Origin of the sequence: Kitasatospora sp. NPDC086009, from assembly GCF_044540385.1 — a bacterium.
Lineage (GTDB): Bacteria > Actinomycetota > Actinomycetes > Streptomycetales > Streptomycetaceae > Kitasatospora.
On sequence record NZ_JBITSA010000002.1, the window covers coordinates 450,226 to 466,901 of the forward strand.

The window sequence follows — 16,676 nt, forward strand, 5'->3', positions numbered from 1 at the left end:
GCCCCGGTCAGGCATACGGAAGATCGGGCCGGGCAGGCTAAGGTGCGCGCAGCAGCAGGCAGCGCACAGGTCGTCAGTGGGAGGAACCGGGCATGGTCTGGACGTGGCGGTACGAGAAGGCGGACGGCACCGTGGTGGCCCCGGGCGGCGGCCAGGAGGAGGAGTTCGCCGGCCAGGGGGACGCCGAGACCTGGATCGGGGAGAGCTGGAAGCAGCTGGCCGAGGACGGCGTGGACACCGCGGTCCTGCTCGACGACGGCCGGGAGATCTACTCGATGAGCCTGCACGAGGCCTGAGCCCGCCCGCACGCCCTCGGGAGCGGCCGCTACTTGGCCCCGAAGACGTGCAGCAGCGCGGCGACCTGCCGGTACGGGTCGGTGCGGCCGGCCCGCTCCTCGGCCTCCAGCAGCTGGGCCAGCTGCCGGCCGTCCACCGGCGGCGCCGCGTCGTCGGGCGCGCTGTCGGTGAAGACCCGCACGCCGTACCAGTGCCGCAGCGGCACGGACACCTCGGAGAGGGTGACGGCGAGGTCGGCGAGCCGGTCGGCCCGGGCGGCCAGCCCGAGCCGGTTGTAGTAGCGGTCGCTCTCGAAGGCGTGCAGGGCGGCCCGCCAGTCCCCGGCGGCGGCGGGCCGCAGGGCCAGCGCGTCACGGTTGCGGACCAGCAGCGAGAGCAGCCCGCCCGGGGCCAGCAGCCGGGCCAGCGAGGCGATCATCGGATCCGGGTCCGGCAGGTACATCAGGACGCCGTGGCAGAGCACCACGTCGAAGCTGCGCGGCCCGAACCAGCGCCCGCACTGGTGGCCGTCGCCGCTGAGCAGCTGCATCCGGCCGCGGACCTCGGGCGGCTCCTCGGCGAGCGCCCCCTGGGCGACGCCGAGCGCGACCGGGTCGGAGTCGATCCCGGTGACGTAGTGGCCGTCCCGCGCCAGCCGCAGGGCCTGGGTGCCCTGGCCGCAGCCGATGTCGAGGACGCGCTGTTCGGCGCGGCCGGTCAGCTGCTCGGCCAGCTGCCGGGCGACCAGCTCCTGCCGGACGAGGTTGCGCAGGCTGCCGAGGCGGTCCAGCCACGGGCCGGTGCCGCCGGCGAAGGAACCGCTGCGCGAGGGCAGCCGGCGCTCCTGGGCGAGCCGGTCGTGGCCGCCGTCCCCCTGGCCCGGAAGCGCGTACAGGCCGGGCCCCTCCCAGGAGGGAGGGGCCCAGCCGGAGTCCACCGGTTCGGCGGTCAGGGCTTCTCTCCGCGCCGCACCTGCGGCTTGGGCAGGCGCAGCCGGCGCATCTGCAGGATGCGCATCAGGCCGTAGGCGACCGCGCCGCGGGTGTTCTGGCCCGCGAACCGCTCGGTGAGCGACTTGCGCAGACCGAACCCGAGGCGGACGAAGTCCAGCACCACCAGCACGAAGAAGGCCAGGAAGAGCAGGGTGGAGAGCAGCTGGAGGGCGGGCACCTTGACGATGCTGAGCACCAGGATGACCACGGCGGCGGGCAGGAAGAACTCGGCCAGCGACCAGCGGGCGTCCACGTAGTCGCGGGTGAACTTGCGCACCGGGCCCTTGTCACGGGCCGGCAGGTGCCGCTCGTCGCCCTCCAGCAGCGCGGTGCGCTGCTTCTCGCGCTCGCTGCGCATGCGCTCGCGCGCCTGGCGGGAGGCCTCCTTGCGGTCCTTGGGCACGGTCACCCTGGTCCGCCGGTGGGCCTCGGCCTCACTGCGCTTGGGCGTCGGCCGGCCCTTCTTCGCCTGCGGATCGCGGGTCTGGGTCGTCTCGTCCTGCTTCTCCAGCACGGCGGCGGAGGCAGCGGCATCATCTGAACGGCGTCGGAACACACCCCCAGCGTACGGGGTGCGCGACCGCTTCCACGGGTGTCCTCGGACCCAAACGCATATCGATCGCGCCGGTCCGGGCCCTCGGCCGGGCTTCCGGGGGTCTTCCCGTAGGGGATCACCGCTTCGGACGATGGGTGGGATGAGGGGCGGATCCACCCCGGGGATGAGGCCCGGGAGGGGGACGCTGTAGCAGTCTTGTTGCAGGCAGGTGCACTGCGGCGAAGGGCTCGCTGCACATACACTCGTCGTGTCTGGTAACGAGATAAAGACCGCAGGCCGGAGAAGGGGGCACCCGAGGCCCATGAGCGACGGAATCATGAAGCGTATGGGGTTGATCTTCCGCTCCAAGGCGAACAAGGCCTTGGACCGGGCGGAGGATCCCCGTGAGACGCTCGACTATTCGTACCAGAAGCAGCTTGAGCTGCTGCAGAAGGTGCGTCGCGGTGTCGCGGACGTGGCCACCTCGCGCAAGCGCCTGGAGCTCCAGCTGACCCAGCTGCAGCAGCAGTCCGCCAAGTACGAGGACCAGGGCCGCAAGGCCCTCTCGCTCGGCCGGGAGGACCTCGCGCGCGAGGCCCTGACCCGCAAGTCGAACATGCAGTCCCAGATCACCGACCTGGAGACGCAGTACCAGCAGCTCCAGGCCGAGGAGGAGAAGCTCACGCTCGCCTCCCAGCGGCTGCAGGCCAAGGTCGACGCCTTCCGCACCAAGAAGGAGACGATCAAGGCCACCTACACCGCGGCCCAGGCGCAGACCCGGATCGCCGAGTCCTTCTCCGGCATCTCGGAGGAGATGGGCGACGTCGGTCTGGCGATCCAGCGGGCCGAGGACAAGACCGCCCAGATGCAGGCCCGGGCCGGTGCGATCGACGAGCTGCTGGCCTCCGGCGCGCTCGACGACGCCAGCGGTCTCGGCCGCAAGGACGACATCGAGGCCGAGCTGGAGCGGGTCGCCGGCGGTTCGGACGTCGAGCTGGAGCTGGCCCGGATGAAGGCCGAACTGACGGGCGGCTCGCCGGCCTCCGGTCCGCAGGCCATCGAGCCGGGCAAGGGGCAGCCGCAGGACGCCCAGCCGGACTCCCCGCGGATCAACTACAACAAGTGACCTGAGCTTCACCCCACGAACCAGGGAGACGCACGGCATGATCATGAGGGTCATGGGGGAGGGCCAGTTCGAGGTGGGCGACGCCCATCTGAACCGGCTGAACGAGCTGGACGACGAGCTCGTCACCGCACTGGACTCGGGGGACGAAGAGCAGTTCCGCCGAGCGCTCGGGGAGCTGCTGGGCGCCGTCAAGGAGTTCGGCACCCCGCTGCCGGACGCCTCGCTGGAGCCCTCCGACCTGATCCTCCCGGCTGCTGACTCGACGATCGACCAGGTCAGGGAGCTGCTGCGGGCCGAGGGTGACGGCCTGATCCCCGGATTGCCCGAGTAGCGGCCGTCTCGCGCCAGACGAAAGGGCGGGCTCCTCCAGTACGGAGGAGCCCGCCCTTCGGCGTGCGGTGGCTACGGCAGGGCGAGCATCCGGTCCAGCGCCGCCTTGGCGTGCTTCTCGGTCTCCGGGTCGACCCGGATCACGTTCGGCACCCGGCCCTCGACCAGCGACTCCAGTGCCCAGACCAGGTGCGGCAGGTCGATCCGGTTCATCGTGGAGCAGAAGCAGACCGCCCGGTCCAGGAAGACGATCTCCTTGTCCGGGTGCGCCTTGGCGAGCCGGCGGACCAGGTTCAGCTCGGTGCCGATGGCCCACTTGGAGCCGGGCTCGGCGGCGTCCAGCGCCTTGATGATGTACTCGGTCGAGCCCACCATGTCGGCGGCCGCGACGACCTCGTGCTTGCACTCGGGGTGCACCAGCACGGTGACGCCGGGGATGCGCTCGCGGACGTCGTTGACCGAGTCCAGCGAGAACCGGCCGTGCACCGAGCAGTGGCCGCGCCAGAGGATCATCTTGGCGTTCCGCAGCTGCTCGGCGGTCAGGCCGCCGTTGGGCTTGTGCGGGTTGTAGAGCACGCAGTCGTCCAGCGAGAAGCCCATCTCGCGCACCGCGGTGTTGCGGCCCAGGTGCTGGTCGGGCAGGAAGAGCACCTTCTGCCCCTGCTCGAAGGCCCACTCCAGGGCCCGCTTCGCGTTGGACGAGGTGCAGATGGTGCCGCCGTGCCTGCCGGTGAAGGCCTTGATGTCGGCGGAGGAGTTCATGTACGAGACCGGGACGGTGACGTCGGCTATGCCGGCGTCGGTCAGGACGTCCCAGCATTCGGCGACCTGCTCGGCGGTGGCCATGTCGGCCATCGAACAGCCGGCCGCGAGGTCCGGCAGGACGACCTGCTGGGCGTCGCCGGTGAGGATGTCCGCGGACTCGGCCATGAAGTGCACGCCGCAGAAGACGATGTACTCGGCCTCCGGGCGGGCGGCCGCGTCGCGCGCGAGCTTGAAGGAGTCGCCGGTGACATCGGCGAACTCGATCACCTCGTCGCGCTGGTAGTGGTGGCCCAGGATGAAGACGCGATCCCCGAGCGCCTCCTTCGCGGCCCGCGCACGGGCGACGAGGTCCGGGTCGGAGGCGGCGGGAAGGTCGCCGGGGCACTCGACGCCGCGCTCGCTGTTCGGGTCGGCCTCACGGCCGAGCAGCAGCAGAGCGAGCGGCGTCGGAGTGGGGTCGACGCCGTAGGTCTCGGTGATGGTGGTGGTCACGGGCGGGTGCCCTTCTGTGCGGCCGATCAGTCGGTGCAGCCTTCTCGTCTATCTGACGCTATCTATGATAACCGCTTAGCGTCAGACTGACGATGGCCATTCTGTCGATGTGACGAGAACCGCTTCCCGCTTCGGGCCCGTTCGGCGGCGCCGGAAGCACGATATGGGGCGGTTCGGCGTGGCCGAACCGGTATCCGGGCCCGGCCGGGTTTGGCTGGGCCCATGAAGGCAATCGCGATCCGCCGCTACGGCGGCCCCGAGGTGGTGGAGTACACCGACCTCCCGGACCCCAAGGTCGGGCCGGACTCGGTACTGGTGGAGGTCAGGGCGGCCGGGGTGAACCCGGTGGACTGGAGGGTCCGGGACGGCGCTCTGGACGGCCTGCTGGACGTCCACTTCCCCCTGGTGATGGGCTGGGACGCGGCCGGGGTGGTCCGGGCGGTCGGCGGCGGGGTGACCGAGTTCGCCCCCGGCGACGAGGTCTACGGCTACGTGCGCAAGGACTCCGTCGAGCACGGGACCTACGCCGAGCTGGTCGCCGCCCCCGTCCGCACGCTGGCCCGCCGGCCCGCGGCCCTGGACTGGGCGCAGAGCGGCGGCCTGCCACTGGCCGGCCTGACCGCCCTCCAGGGCCTGCGGGCGCTGCGGGTGGCCGCGGGCGACACCGTGCTGGTGCACGCCGCGGCCGGCGGCGTCGGCCACCTGGCCGTGCAGATCGCCAAGGCGTTCGGGGCCCGGGTGATCGGCACCGCGGGCGAGCGCAACCACGACTACCTGCGCGGCCTCGGCGCCGAGCCGGTGGCCCACGGCGAGGGCCTGGCCGAGCGGGTCCGGGCCCTGGCGCCCGGCGGGGTGGACGCCGCCCTCGACCTGGTCGGCGGCGGGGCCGTCGAGGTCTCGGCCGCCCTGGTCGCGGACCCGTCCCGGATCGCCTCGGTGACGGACTACCGGGTGAAGGCGCTCGGCGGCCACTACGTCTGGGTCCGCCCCGACGCCGCCGGGCTGGCGGAGCTGGCCGCGCTCGCCGACGACGGGCGGCTCACCGTCACCGTCGCCTCCACCTTCCCGCTCGCGCAGGCCGGCTCCGCCCAGGCGCTCAGCGCGGAGGGCCGCACCCGGGGGAAGATCGTGCTCCTGGTGGACTGAGAACGGTCCGCGAGCCGTCATCTGCCAGCGGTGGACTCGGTCCTGTCATCCGCCAGAATGGTGCAGAACCGTTTCGGCGGCCACCGTCCCGCCGACCCCCGTACGACCCGTGGAGCCCCGCACCGATGACCAGCAGTCGAGCACACGAGACGGTCGGGGCGACCCTCGACGAGACCGACCGTCTCCTGCTCGCCCGGCTGGGCAGCGACGGCCGGGCCTCCTACGCCGAGATCGGCGTGCAGGTGAACCTCTCCGCCACCGCCGTCCGCCGCCGGATCGACCGACTGCGGGCGCGCGGGGTGGTCCGCGGCTTCACCGTCGTCCTCGACCCCTCGGTGCTCGGCTGGCAGACCGAGGCCTTCGTCGAGGTGTACTGCCGGGAGCGGACCGCCCCGGAGGAGATCCTGGCGAGCCTGCGCCAGTTCCCCGAAGTGGTCGCGGCCTGGACGGTCACCGGCGACCCGGACGCCCTGGTCCACCTGCGGGCCTCCGACACCCGGCACCTGGAGGCCGTGATCGAGCGGATCCGGCGGGAGCCCGGCGTCCAGCGCAGCCGCTCCTCGGTCGTGCTCTCCCAGCTCATCGGCTGAATCCGAACGGCCCAGTCCGCTCCCTCCAGGGGCCGGCGCGGCCGCCCCCCGGGGCCGCCCGGCGGCCTGCGCAGGAATCCTGCGCGGGCCCCGGCCAAGACGCTCGAATCCTGCCTGACCAGCCGCGTTCGGACGCGCGGCGGGGGCGCGGTGCTGCCTAGGCTGATCACATCCGGCGGAGCGGTGAGACGTCCCGCGCCGCCGGACCTCCCCCGACACCCCACAGCCGAGAGGGACCCCCGTGTCCGCAGCACCCGACCGCATGCACCGGCCAGACAACGAGCTGGTCGACCTGGTTTTCGACTACATGCGGGAGCGGCTGCAGTACGACCCCGTTCCGCTCGACCACCCCGGCGACGGCGAGCACCTGCGCACCCAGCTGGCCGGTCTGCTCAACGCGGACGGCAACAACCCGGCCGACGTGCTGAAGCTCTACGACCACGAGCTCTCCCGCGCGGTGATCTCCGCCGACAGCCCGCGCTACCTCTCGTTCATCCCGTGCGCGCCGACCAAGGCCGCGCTGCTCTTCGACATGGTCGTCTCCTGCGCCTCGCTGCAGGGCATCTCCTGGCTGGAGGCGGCCGGCGCCATCGCCGCCGAGAACCAGGTGCTGCGCCTGATCGCGGACCGGGCCGGGATGCCCGAGTCGGCCGGCGGCACCTTCGTCTCCGGCGGTTCGGCCGGCAACCTCTCCGCGCTGGTCGTCGCCCGCGACACCGCCCGCCGCCGGCTCGGCGTCGGCCCGGAGGCCCGGCTGCGGATCGCCGTCGCCGACCAGGTGCACTCCTCGGTCAAGAACACCTTCAACATCATCGGCGTGGAGGCCTTCAAGGTCCCCACCGTCGACCGCCGCTTCACCGGCGAGGCGCTGCGCGCCGCCCTGGCCGCCGACCCGAACCCGGAGACGGTGATCGCCGTCGTCGGGACGGCCGGCACCACCAACGAGGGCATCATCGACGACCTCCAGGGCCTCTCCGAGGTGGCCCGCGAGCGCGGCCTCTGGTTCCACGTGGACGGCGCCTACGGCGGCGCGGGCCTCTTCGCCCCCTCCGTCCGGGCCCGCTACGACGGCATCGAGCACGCCGACTCCTTCGTGGTGGACCCGCACAAGTGGCTGTTCGCCCCGTTCGACTGCGCCGCGCTGATCTACCGCAACCCGCAGCTCGCCCGCGCCGTGCACACCCAGGACGCCTCCTACCTGGACGTGCTGCACACCGAGGGCGACGAGTGGAACCCCACCGACTACGCCTACCACCTGACCCGGCGCGCCCGCGGCCTGCCGCTCTGGTTCTCGCTGGCCGTGCACGGCACCCAGGCCTATACCGACGCCATCGAGACCGGCCTCACGCTGGCCCGGGACACCGCGCAGCTGATCCGCGACACCGAGCACCTGGAGCTGCTGTTCGACCCGCAGCTCTCGGCGGTCTGCTTCCGCCGCAAGGGCTGGACCAACGACGACTACTACCGCTGGTCGCAGCAGCTGCTGGCGGACCAGATCGGCTTCGTCACCCCGACCGGCTGGGACGGCGAGACGGTCGCCCGCTTCGCCTTCCTGCACCCGGGCACCACGATGGCGATGGTCCGGGAGATCCTGGACACCATGGTCTGAGCCCCCGCGGCCGACCGTGCGAACGCGACGGCCCCCCGCCGGCCGACCGGCGGGGGGCCGTCGCGTCACAGCAGCGCGCCGTCGGGCAGGTACGGCGCCGGCGGGCGCATCCCGCGCAGGCCCAGGAAGCCCACGGTCCGCGGGCTCAGCCCGACCTCCAGGCCGACGTCCAGCGCCCACTCCTGCTCGGCGGTCAGGTGCCCCACGTGGGCGTCCACGCCGTCCGGCACCCGCGCCAGCGCCTCGCGCAGCAGCCGGGCGGCGATCCGCTTCGAGGTCGCGGCCAGCAGCCGCACCTCGCCGCCGTCGCGGTAGCAGTAGCCGCTGCCGGCCAGCGCGTCGGCGATCAGCAGCTCCTCGCAGTGGCCCAGCATCAGCTCGTGGTCCGGCCCGTGCGCCGCGCCGCGCAGCCGGCGGTCCACCGAGTCCAGCAGGTGCCGGTGGCTGGCGTTGCCGGGGTGCACCGGGATGTCACCGGGGTCGAGCAGCCCGGCCCGGTCCACCCGGCCGGTCAGCGCCATCGCCGGGTGCAGGGTGAACCCGGCCAGCCGGTACCGGCGGGCCGCCGCCGGGGACGGCGGGACGCAGAGCATCCCGCGCAGGCAGCCGCGCCCGTACGCGGCGGCCCGCTCCAGCAGCAGCCGGCCAAGGCCGTGCCCCTGCGCCTCGGGCCGCACCACGAGCAGCGCCAGGATCCAGAGGCCCTCGCGGCGCAGCGACAGCACCGCGCCGACCGGTTCGCCGTCGCGCTCCGCCAGCCAGCAGCCCTGCGGGTCGGTCCGGACGAGGTGTCTGGTCCTGGCCAGCCGGCCCACCGGGGGCCCGTCCTGCGGGGCCGGGCCGGCGGTGTCGGCGAGCGGCGCGAACGAGGCGCGGGCGATGTGCTGGACGGCCTCCGCGTCGGCGGCGGTGTCCTGGACCAGGCGCAGGATCATGCCCACCATCCTGGCCGTCGCACCGGTCGCCCGGGGCCGGTTCCGCCGGATCCGCGGTCGGGGCGGTGTCCGAGCCGCGCCGTCTGTGCGAGCATGGGGAGCGTAGGGGAGCGGGTGGTACACCCGGCCCACGAATATTCCGCCGCCGAAAGCCGCCGAAATTACACCGCCGTCCGGGAAATGAATCCGGACGGCCGTTGGTTGGCACTGGCGGCAGACCGTCGTCAAGACCGGGAGAAAGCAGATGACCGTCCAGGACGAGACCACCGTCGAGAGTGGCATCCTCCTTACCGATGCCGCCGCGGCCAAGGTCAAGGGCCTGCTGGAGCAGGAGGGCCGCGACGACCTTGCGCTTCGCGTCGCCGTCCAGCCCGGTGGTTGCTCCGGCCTGCGTTACCAGCTGTTCTTCGACGAGCGCTCGCTCGACGGCGACGTGCTCAAGGACTTCAACGGTGTCAAGGTCGTCACCGACCGGATGAGTGCCCCGTACCTCGGCGGCGCCACCGTCGACTTCGTGGACACCATCGAGAAGCAGGGCTTCACGATCGACAACCCGAACGCCACGGGCTCCTGCGCCTGCGGCGACTCGTTCAGCTAGTCGGCAGACGGCGAGGGCGGCCCCGGATTCTCCGGGGCCGCCCTCGCCGTTTTCCCGTACCGGGCCACGGGCCCTACTTCCCGCCGATCTCCGGGCCGGGGCCGGCCGGGTCCGGGCCGACGTGCGGGTCGCTCTCCAGCGGCACCGGCTGACCGGTCGCGAGGTCCGTCACCGCCCGGCCCATCAGCGGCTGCTTCAGGTCGGCGGTCACCGTCTGCCGCTTGGCCAGCTCGGCGCAGGCCTGCCCGGCCGGCATCGGCGCCGCCACCGTGACGCGGACGTCCACCCGTCCGGGCTTGGACTCGTCCGCCTTCAGCGCGTACTTCTCGCAGATCCCGCCGTAGAACCAGACCGTCAGCTTGGTCCCGTCCACCCGGTAGGTGATCGCGGGGTGGGCCGGCCGGCCGTTCGGGTCGGGCTCACCGACCGCGATGCCCTCCCGCGGGGGAGTGGGCACCGGGGTGGGCGTCTGGCCCGGGCCGGTGCCCGGCGCGGGGCCGGTCGGCCGGGGGTCGGGGGTGCTCGCCGTCGGATCGGTCGGCGGGGTCGCCGCCGGCGGCGAGTCCGGGGCCGGCGGCGCGGTGGTGGCGGTCGTCGGGGCGGGGGAGCCGGGCGAGGGCGTCGCGCTCGCCGACGGCGAGGCCGAACCGGTGGCCGAATCCGCGGCCGCCTTGCCGTCACCGTCCCCACAGCCGGCCAGCGCGGCCGCCGCCAGCAGCAGACCCGCCAGGGCCGCCGCCCGCCGTCGGCCCGGCCGGGCGGGCCGTGCTCCACCGGTACGCCGGGGCATCGTCTCCAGGTCCATCTGACATCCTCCCGAGGGTTTCGGCGGCGCCGCCTCCACGGCCGCACCGCGCGGATGTGACGTGCCTCGGACGAATCCGGTTCCCGCCCGCCCCCGGGGAGGATCACATGCCGTACTCGGCCATCCCGGCGACCAGGCGCTGGGCCCCGGAGGAGACGCTGAAACCGACTGGGGCGGGAGCGCTGGGCTCCGGGCCGGTCGCCAGCAGCGGCCAGAAGCGGCGCAGCTGCCGGGAGGAGTCCACCAGCGCGTCCAGCGTCTCGCCGTCGGCGTCGCCCTTGAGGGCGGGCGGAACACGCAGCGGGTGGTGATTTGGCATCATCGGGCATCGCTCCGATCCACGGTGCCGCGGCCGCACTGCCACGGCTCGGTCAGGGCCGGACCGGCCCCTGCCAGCGACCCTAGGCCGCCCGTCCGGCCCCCACCAGAGCTACCCGGGGGTAGTACACGTTCGACGGCGACCGGTGCCAGGAGGGGCGCTCTTGCTGCCGCCCGCCCCCCGCCCGGTACCGTGGGTGGGTTCCGCCCCCTGCTTTTCCCGTGGCCCATGCCGCCCTCCTGAGGAGACCTCCCGTGCGTATCGCCGTCGCCGGTTCGATCGCGACCGACCACCTGATGACGTTCCCCGGTCGGTTCTCCGACCAGCTCGTGGCCGAGCAGCTGCACACCGTGTCGCTGTCCTTCCTGGTCGACACCCTCGACATCCGTCGCGGCGGTGTCGCGCCGAACATCGCGTTCGGCATGGGTGTCCTCGGGCTGAGCCCGATCCTGGTCGGCGCCGCCGGCGCGGACTTCGGGGAGTACCGCAGCTGGCTGGAGCGCAACAACGTGGACTGCCGCTCGGTCCACATCTCCGAGACCCGCCACACCGCCCGCTTCATGTGCACCACGGACGAGGACCACAACCAGATCGCCTCGTTCTACACCGGTGCCATGGCCGAGGCCCGCAACATCGAGTTCAAGCCGATCGCCGACCGGGTCGGCGGGCTGGACCTCGTGCTGATCGGTGCCGACGACCCGCAGGCCATGGTCCGCCACACCCAGGAGTGCCGGACCCGCGGCTACGCCTTCGCCGCCGACCCGTCGCAGCAGCTGGCCCGCCTGGACGGCGAGGACATCCGCGAGATCGTCGACGGCGCCGCGTACCTGTTCACCAACGAGTACGAGGCCGCGCTGATCGAGACCAAGACCGGCTGGGACGCCGAGGAGATCCTGACCCGGGTGGGCACCCGGATCACCACCCTCGGCAGCAAGGGCGTGCGGATCGACCGCAAGGGCGAGGCCCCGGTGGTCGTCGGCTGCGCGCCCGAGGAGGCCAAGGTCGACCCGACCGGCGTCGGTGACGCCTTCCGGGCCGGCTTCCTGGCCGGTCTCTCCTGGGAGCTGGACCTGGAGCGCTCCGCCCAGCTCGGCTGCATGCTCGCGACCCTGGTGATCGAGACCGTCGGCACCCAGGAGTACGAGCTGCGTCCGCTCGCCTTCCTGCAGCGCTTCGAGGCCGCGTACGGCGCCGCAGCCGCCGCCGAGGTCCGGGCGCACCTGGTCAAGTAGCCGAGCGGTCCGGCGTACCCGCTCAGGCGGTGCGCCGCACCAGGTAGGCCGAGCCCCGGTCGCCGCCGAAGTCGGCGGCCGGGGCCTCGCCCAGGTACTCCTGGCCGCGCATGCCGCACCAGGCCGGGACGTCCAGCCGGGCCGCCTCGTCGTCGGCGAGCACCGCGACCGTCCCGCCCGCCGGCACCTCGCCGATCCGCTTGGCGAGCTCGATCACCGGCAACGGGCAGCGCTTGCCCAGCGCGTCGATCACCAGCGCGTCGGTCGCCGGCGCGCCGCTCTGCGGCCCGGGGGCGCCCGCCGGCTCCCCGGCCGGCCCGGGCAGCGCCAGGTCCAGCCCGAGCGGGGCGCGGACCCGGGCCACCAGCTCCGGCAGCACCGCGAGGAACCGCTCGACGTCGGCCTCGGCCGCGCCGAACGGCAGCGAGACCCGGACGTTCCCCTCGGTGAGCACGCCCATCGCCGCCAGCACATGGCTCGGCGTCAGGGTGGAGGAGGTGCAGGACGAACCGGAGGAGACCGCGAAGCCGGCCCGGTCCAGCTCGGTCAGCAGCACCTCGCCGTCGACGTACAGGCAGGAGAAGGTGACGAGGTGCGGCAGCCGTCGCACCGGATCGCCGACCACCTCGACCTCGGGCACCGACCGCGGCACCCGGGCCCGGATCCGCTCGACCAGCGCGTGCAGCCGGGCGTTCTCCCGCTCGGCCTCGGCCCGCACCGCCCGGAGCGAGGCGGCCGCGGCCACGATCGCCGGGACGTTCACGAAGCCCGGCACCCGGCCGCCCTCGCGCTCGTCGGCCGGCAGCGGCGAGGCGTACCGGACCCCCTTGCGCACCGCCAGGACGCCGACCCCGGCCGGGCCGCCCCACTTGTGCGCACTGGCCGTCAGCAGCGACCAGCCGCCCGGGACGTCCACCCGCCCGGCGCTCTGCGCGGCGTCCACCAGCAGCGGGACGTCACCGCAGACCTCGGCCACCTCGGCCACCGGCTGCACCGTGCCCACCTCGTGGTTGGCCGACTGGAGCACGGCCAGCGCGGTGTCCGGCCGCAGCGCCGCCGCGAACCCCTCCGGCGACACCCGCCCGTACCGGTCGACCGGTACCACGCCCACCTCGCCGCCGGCCCCGGGCCGGGAGTGCTCCCAGCGCTCGGCGGTGTGCAGCACGCTGGAGTGCTCCACCGCGGAGTGCACCAGGTGCGCGCCCCGGCGCCGGTGGCCCGCCAGCGCGCCGAGCATGCCCGTCTGGACGGCCTGGGTCCCACTGGTGGTGAAGGAGATCTCGTCGGCCCGGGCGCCGAGCACCTCGGCGACCGTCTCGCGGGCGGCGTCCAGCAGCATCCGGGCCTGCCGCCCGGAGCGGTAGAGCCGGGCCGGATCGGCCCACCCCTCGTCCAGCGCGGCGGTCAGCGCCTGCCGCGCGACGGGGTGGAGCGGGGCCGTGGACGCCACATCGAAGTACACGGTCACATTTAACGACACTCCCGGTCGCATTCCGGCCGTCGGCCACGCTCACCGACCGTCAGACGATCAACCCGAATGTCCGATTCGTCCTCGTCCGACGGGCCGTCACCCACGTTGTTCGAGGTCATCCCCCGATCGGGCGTACGGACCTCTAATGCCTACGATGACCTGCGGCGCAGCCCTTGCGGGGCCTGATCGGGCGACCGGGCGGCGCGTTACCGGGACCTGCCCGTCAGCAGCGCATAAGGCTGGAGTAGGGTTTGGCCCGCATAAGCATTCAAACCGTGCCCGTGGACGGGTCGCCGGGGAGGCTCACAAACCTCCGCGGGGCGACGCGAAGGCGGGCGAGACTTCGGGAAGGCGCTACGTGAGTCCCAACGGCTCCGACCGCTCGCCGCGGCGCACGATGCGGCGGAAGCTGCCTCAGGCGCTGGCACTGGGCCTCGTCATCGCGACCGCCACCGGCTGCTCGGCCAACGACCTCCCCAGGCTTGGCCTCCCGAGCCCCGTCACCGAGGAAGGGCCGCTGGTCCTCCACATGTGGCAGGGGTCCTGGATCGCGGCGCTGGTGGTCGGCGTACTGATGTGGGGTCTGATCATCTGGAGCGTGATCTTCCACCGGCGCAGCCGCACCGGTGTGCAGGTCCCTCCGCAGACCCGGTACAACGTGCCCATCGAGGCGCTCTACACCGCGGTCCCCATCATCATCGTGTCGGTTCTCTTCTACTTCGTCGCCCGCGACGAGTCGAGGCTGATCTCCGTCTCCGAGAAGCCGCAGCACACGGTCAACGTGGTCGGCTTCCAGTGGAGCTGGGCGTTCAACTACGAGAACACCGAGAACCCCGACCCGGCCAACAAGGACGCCGCGTACGACGTGGGCACCCCCAAGGAGGTGCCGACCCTGTACCTGCCGGTCAACGAGTCGGTCCAGTTCCGGCTGACCTCTCGTGACGTCATCCACGACTTCTGGCCCGTCAACTTCATGATGAAGATGGACGTCGTCCCGGGCGTGGTGAACAAGTTCGAGGTCACCCCGACCGTCAAGGGCACGTACATGGGCAAGTGCGCCGAGCTCTGCGGCGTCGACCACTCGCGCATGCTCTTCAACGTGAAGGTCGTCGACCGCGCGGAGTACGACAAGCACCTGGCGGACCTCCGGGCCAAGGGCCAGACCGGCGCGGTGCCCTCCGGCATCACGACCATGGGAAGTGAAGAGAAGTGACCATCCTCAACGAGCCCGCCGCGGCCGGCGGGGGCGCCGGGGCCGTCACGGTCGGGGCGCAGCGGACCCGGAAGCCGGGTTCGACCATCATCAAGTGGCTGACCACCACTGACCACAAGACGATCGGCACGCTCTACCTGGGCACGTCGTTCGCCTTCTTCCTGATCGGTGGCATCCTCGCCCTGGTCATGCGCGCCGAGCTGGCTCGTCCCGGGACCCAGATCCTGTCGAACGAGCAGTTCAACCAGGCGTTCACGATGCACGGCACGATCATGCTGCTGATGTTCGCGACGCCGCTCTTCGCCGGCTTCGCGAACTGGATCATGCCGCTCCAGATCGGCGCCCCGGACGTGGCGTTCCCGCGTCTGAACATGTTCGCGTACTGGCTGTACCTGTTCGGCTCGACCATCGCGGTGGCCGGCTTCGTCACCCCGCAGGGTGCGGCCGACTTCGGCTGGTTCGCCTACTCCCCGCTGTCGGACGCCGTCCGCTCGCCGGGCATCGGCGCCGACATGTGGATCATGGGCCTGGCCTTCTCCGGCTTCGGCACCATCCTCGGTGCGGTCAACTTCATCACCACGATCATCTGCATGCGCGCGCCCGGCATGACGATGTTCCGGATGTCGATCTTCGTCTGGAACGTCCTGCTGACCGCCGTGCTGGTCCTGCTGGCCTTCCCGGTCCTGGCCGCCGCGCTGTTCGCCCTGGAGGCGGACCGCAAATTCGGGGCACACGTCTTCGACCCGGCCAACGGCGGGGCGCTGCTCTGGCAGCACCTCTTCTGGTTCTTCGGCCACCCCGAGGTGTACATCATCGCGCTGCCGTTCTTCGGCATCGTGTCGGAGATCATCCCGGTCTTCAGCCGCAAGCCGATGTTCGGCTACTCCGGCCTGATCGCGGCCACCATCGCGATCGCCGGTCTGTCCGTGACGGTGTGGGCCCACCACATGTACGTCACCGGCCAAGTGCTGCTGCCGTTCTTCTCCTTCATGACCTTCCTGATCGCGGTCCCGACCGGTGTGAAGTTCTTCAACTGGGTCGGCACCATGTGGAAGGGCTCGCTGAGCTTCGAGACCCCGATGCTCTGGACGGTCGGCTTCCTGGTCACCTTCCTCTTCGGTGGTCTGACGGGTGTCCTGCTCGCCTCCCCGCCGATCGACTTCCACGTCTCGGACTCGTACTTCGTCGTCGCCCACTTCCACTACGTGGTCTTCGGCACCGTCGTCTTCGCGATGTTCGCCGGCTTCCACTTCTGGTGGCCGAAGATGACCGGCAAGATGCTGGACGAGCGCCTCGGCAAGATGACCTTCTGGACGCTCTTCATCGGCTTCCACACCACCTTCCTGGTGCAGCACTGGCTCGGCGCGGAGGGCATGCCCCGCCGCTACGCCGACTACCTGGCCGCGGACGGCTTCACCACGCTGAACACCGTCTCGACCATCGGCTCGTTCCTGCTCGGCCTGTCGATCCTGCCGTTCCTGTACAACGTCTGGAAGACGGCCAAGTACGGCGAGAAGGTCGAGGTGGACGACCCGTGGGGCTACGGCCGCTCGCTGGAGTGGGCGACCTCCTGCCCGCCGCCGCGGCACAACTTCCTCACGCTGCCCCGGATCCGCTCCGAATCGCCGGCCTTCGACCTCCACTACCCGGAGATCGCCGCGCTGGACTACCTGGAGAACCACGGTGAGCCGGCCAAGCACCTCGCCGGTGTGACCCCGGCCAAGTACGACGTCCCGCAGCTGGGCAAGGGCAAGAAGGAAGGCGACGCCTGATGAAGGAACAGGGCAAGATCTTCCTGGGCCTCGCGGTCTTCACGCTCGCGATGGCGATCACCTACGGCGTCTGGACCAACCACTCCGACCTCGGGGTGGAGGCCGCCGGTACCACCGCGCTGTTCCTCGCCTTCGCCCTCTGCGCCTTCATCGGGTACTACCTCGCCTTCACCGCCCGCCGGGTGGACAGCGGCGCTGGTGACAACCCCGAGGCCGAGGTCGCGGACGACGCCGGCGAGCTGGGCTTCTTCGCCCCGCACAGCTGGCAGCCGCTCTCGCTGGCGATCGGTGGCGCGCTCGCGTTCATGGGCGTGATCTTCGGTTGGTGGCTGCTGTACTGGTCGATCCCGATCATCCTGATCGGCCTGTTCGGCTGGGTCTTCGAGTTCTACCGGGGCGAGAACCAGAACCAGTAGGTCTCCCTCGCACAGGGCCGGGCATTCCGCAAAGGATGCCCGGCCCTTTTGCGT

18 protein-coding genes are annotated in these 16,676 nt (G+C 72.0%); 11 read left to right on the plus strand and 7 right to left on the minus strand.

Annotation, left to right across the window (positions count from 1 at the left end; translation table 11 throughout):
* The first annotated feature begins 92 nt into the window (after nucleotides 1-92).
* The gene (locus ACIF6L_RS07660; RefSeq protein ID WP_359802666.1) at nucleotides 93-296 is read left to right on the plus strand and encodes a hypothetical protein; all 204 of its coding nucleotides are present in this window, start codon (nucleotides 93-95) and stop codon (nucleotides 294-296) included.
* Between the two features lie 29 nt (nucleotides 297-325).
* Here ACIF6L_RS07660 and ACIF6L_RS07665 read toward each other — a convergent pair whose 3' ends face one another.
* Both ACIF6L_RS07665 and ACIF6L_RS07670 read right to left on the minus strand, forming a co-directional pair.
* Nucleotides 326-1,066, minus strand: a complete 741-nt coding sequence (locus tag ACIF6L_RS07665) for a methyltransferase domain-containing protein (RefSeq protein WP_352287237.1) — start codon at nucleotides 1,064-1,066, stop codon at nucleotides 326-328.
* 158 nt (nucleotides 1,067-1,224) lie between these two features.
* Complete coding sequence (locus ACIF6L_RS07670; RefSeq protein ID WP_329487329.1) at nucleotides 1,225-1,824, minus strand: DUF3043 domain-containing protein; 600 nt, start codon at nucleotides 1,822-1,824, stop codon at nucleotides 1,225-1,227.
* Between the two features lie 316 nt (nucleotides 1,825-2,140).
* On the opposite strand from ACIF6L_RS07670, the gene ACIF6L_RS07675 reads away from it, so the two are divergent.
* Nucleotides 2,141-2,929 (plus strand): PspA/IM30 family protein, encoded by a 789-nt coding sequence (locus tag ACIF6L_RS07675; RefSeq protein WP_380392108.1) that lies wholly within the window; start codon nucleotides 2,141-2,143, stop codon nucleotides 2,927-2,929.
* A 37-nt stretch (nucleotides 2,930-2,966) separates the two neighbouring features.
* Entirely contained in the window at nucleotides 2,967-3,260 is a 294-nt protein-coding gene (locus ACIF6L_RS07680; protein WP_396486890.1) for a hypothetical protein, read from the plus strand.
* A 71-nt stretch (nucleotides 3,261-3,331) separates the two neighbouring features.
* On the opposite strand, the gene nadA is transcribed toward ACIF6L_RS07680, so the two are convergent.
* Nucleotides 3,332-4,516, minus strand: a complete 1,185-nt coding sequence (nadA, locus tag ACIF6L_RS07685; protein WP_352287028.1) for a quinolinate synthase NadA — start codon at nucleotides 4,514-4,516, stop codon at nucleotides 3,332-3,334.
* A gap of 222 nt (nucleotides 4,517-4,738) precedes the next feature.
* Here nadA and ACIF6L_RS07690 point away from each other — a divergent pair, with 222 nt between their 5' ends.
* The 3 genes from ACIF6L_RS07690 to ACIF6L_RS07700 all read left to right on the plus strand — a co-directional run bounded on the left by ACIF6L_RS07690 (nucleotide 4,739) and on the right by ACIF6L_RS07700 (nucleotide 7,861).
* On the plus strand, nucleotides 4,739-5,662 hold the full coding sequence (locus tag ACIF6L_RS07690) for an NADP-dependent oxidoreductase (RefSeq protein ID WP_329487326.1): 924 nt from the start codon (nucleotides 4,739-4,741) through the stop codon (nucleotides 5,660-5,662).
* A 125-nt stretch (nucleotides 5,663-5,787) separates the two neighbouring features.
* Nucleotides 5,788-6,252: an Lrp/AsnC family transcriptional regulator gene (locus tag ACIF6L_RS07695; protein WP_329487325.1), complete on the plus strand. Its 465-nt coding sequence runs from the start codon at nucleotides 5,788-5,790 to the stop codon at nucleotides 6,250-6,252.
* 241 nt (nucleotides 6,253-6,493) lie between these two features.
* Nucleotides 6,494-7,861 carry a pyridoxal-dependent decarboxylase gene (locus tag ACIF6L_RS07700; RefSeq protein ID WP_329487324.1) on the plus strand — a complete coding sequence of 456 codons (1,368 nt, stop codon included), beginning with the start codon at nucleotides 6,494-6,496 and terminating at the stop codon, nucleotides 7,859-7,861.
* A 65-nt stretch (nucleotides 7,862-7,926) separates the two neighbouring features.
* Here ACIF6L_RS07700 and ACIF6L_RS07705 read toward each other — a convergent pair whose 3' ends face one another.
* Entirely contained in the window at nucleotides 7,927-8,796 is an 870-nt protein-coding gene (locus tag ACIF6L_RS07705; RefSeq protein ID WP_396486889.1) for a GNAT family N-acetyltransferase, read from the minus strand.
* Nucleotides 8,797-9,040: 244 nt separating this feature from the next.
* Between ACIF6L_RS07705 and erpA the strand changes: the two genes are divergently transcribed.
* Nucleotides 9,041-9,394: an iron-sulfur cluster insertion protein ErpA gene (gene erpA / locus ACIF6L_RS07710; protein WP_329487322.1), complete on the plus strand. Its 354-nt coding sequence runs from the start codon at nucleotides 9,041-9,043 to the stop codon at nucleotides 9,392-9,394.
* 73 nt (nucleotides 9,395-9,467) lie between these two features.
* On the opposite strand, the gene ACIF6L_RS07715 is transcribed toward erpA, so the two are convergent.
* On the minus strand, nucleotides 9,468-10,199 hold the full coding sequence (locus tag ACIF6L_RS07715; RefSeq protein WP_396486888.1) for a hypothetical protein: 732 nt from the start codon (nucleotides 10,197-10,199) through the stop codon (nucleotides 9,468-9,470).
* Between the two features lie 103 nt (nucleotides 10,200-10,302).
* Nucleotides 10,303-10,521: a hypothetical protein gene (locus ACIF6L_RS07720; protein ID WP_329487320.1), complete on the minus strand. Its 219-nt coding sequence runs from the start codon at nucleotides 10,519-10,521 to the stop codon at nucleotides 10,303-10,305.
* 251 nt (nucleotides 10,522-10,772) lie between these two features.
* Here ACIF6L_RS07720 and ACIF6L_RS07725 point away from each other — a divergent pair, with 251 nt between their 5' ends.
* Nucleotides 10,773-11,750 carry a carbohydrate kinase family protein gene (locus ACIF6L_RS07725; RefSeq protein ID WP_396486887.1) on the plus strand — a complete coding sequence of 326 codons (978 nt, stop codon included), beginning with the start codon at nucleotides 10,773-10,775 and terminating at the stop codon, nucleotides 11,748-11,750.
* A 22-nt stretch (nucleotides 11,751-11,772) separates the two neighbouring features.
* Here the strand turns inward: ACIF6L_RS07725 and ACIF6L_RS07730 are convergent, their stop codons facing one another.
* Entirely contained in the window at nucleotides 11,773-13,242 is a 1,470-nt protein-coding gene (locus ACIF6L_RS07730; protein WP_396486886.1) for a cysteine desulfurase/sulfurtransferase TusA family protein, read from the minus strand.
* Nucleotides 13,243-13,579: 337 nt separating this feature from the next.
* Between ACIF6L_RS07730 and coxB the strand changes: the two genes are divergently transcribed.
* Genes coxB through ACIF6L_RS07745 form a run of 3 tightly spaced genes read left to right on the plus strand, consistent with a single transcriptional unit; the run spans nucleotide 13,580 to nucleotide 16,622 of the window.
* Entirely contained in the window at nucleotides 13,580-14,434 is an 855-nt protein-coding gene (coxB, locus tag ACIF6L_RS07735) for a cytochrome c oxidase subunit II (protein WP_329487317.1), read from the plus strand.
* On the plus strand, nucleotides 14,431-16,206 hold the full coding sequence (ctaD, locus tag ACIF6L_RS07740; RefSeq protein WP_380389849.1) for a cytochrome c oxidase subunit I: 1,776 nt from the start codon (nucleotides 14,431-14,433) through the stop codon (nucleotides 16,204-16,206). Before coxB ends, ctaD begins: the two co-directional genes overlap by 4 nt.
* Nucleotides 16,206-16,622, plus strand: a complete 417-nt coding sequence (locus ACIF6L_RS07745; RefSeq protein WP_329487316.1) for a cytochrome c oxidase subunit 4 — start codon at nucleotides 16,206-16,208, stop codon at nucleotides 16,620-16,622. The genes ctaD and ACIF6L_RS07745 overlap by 1 nt, the downstream gene beginning before the upstream one ends.
* Nucleotides 16,623-16,676: the final 54 nt, after the last annotated feature.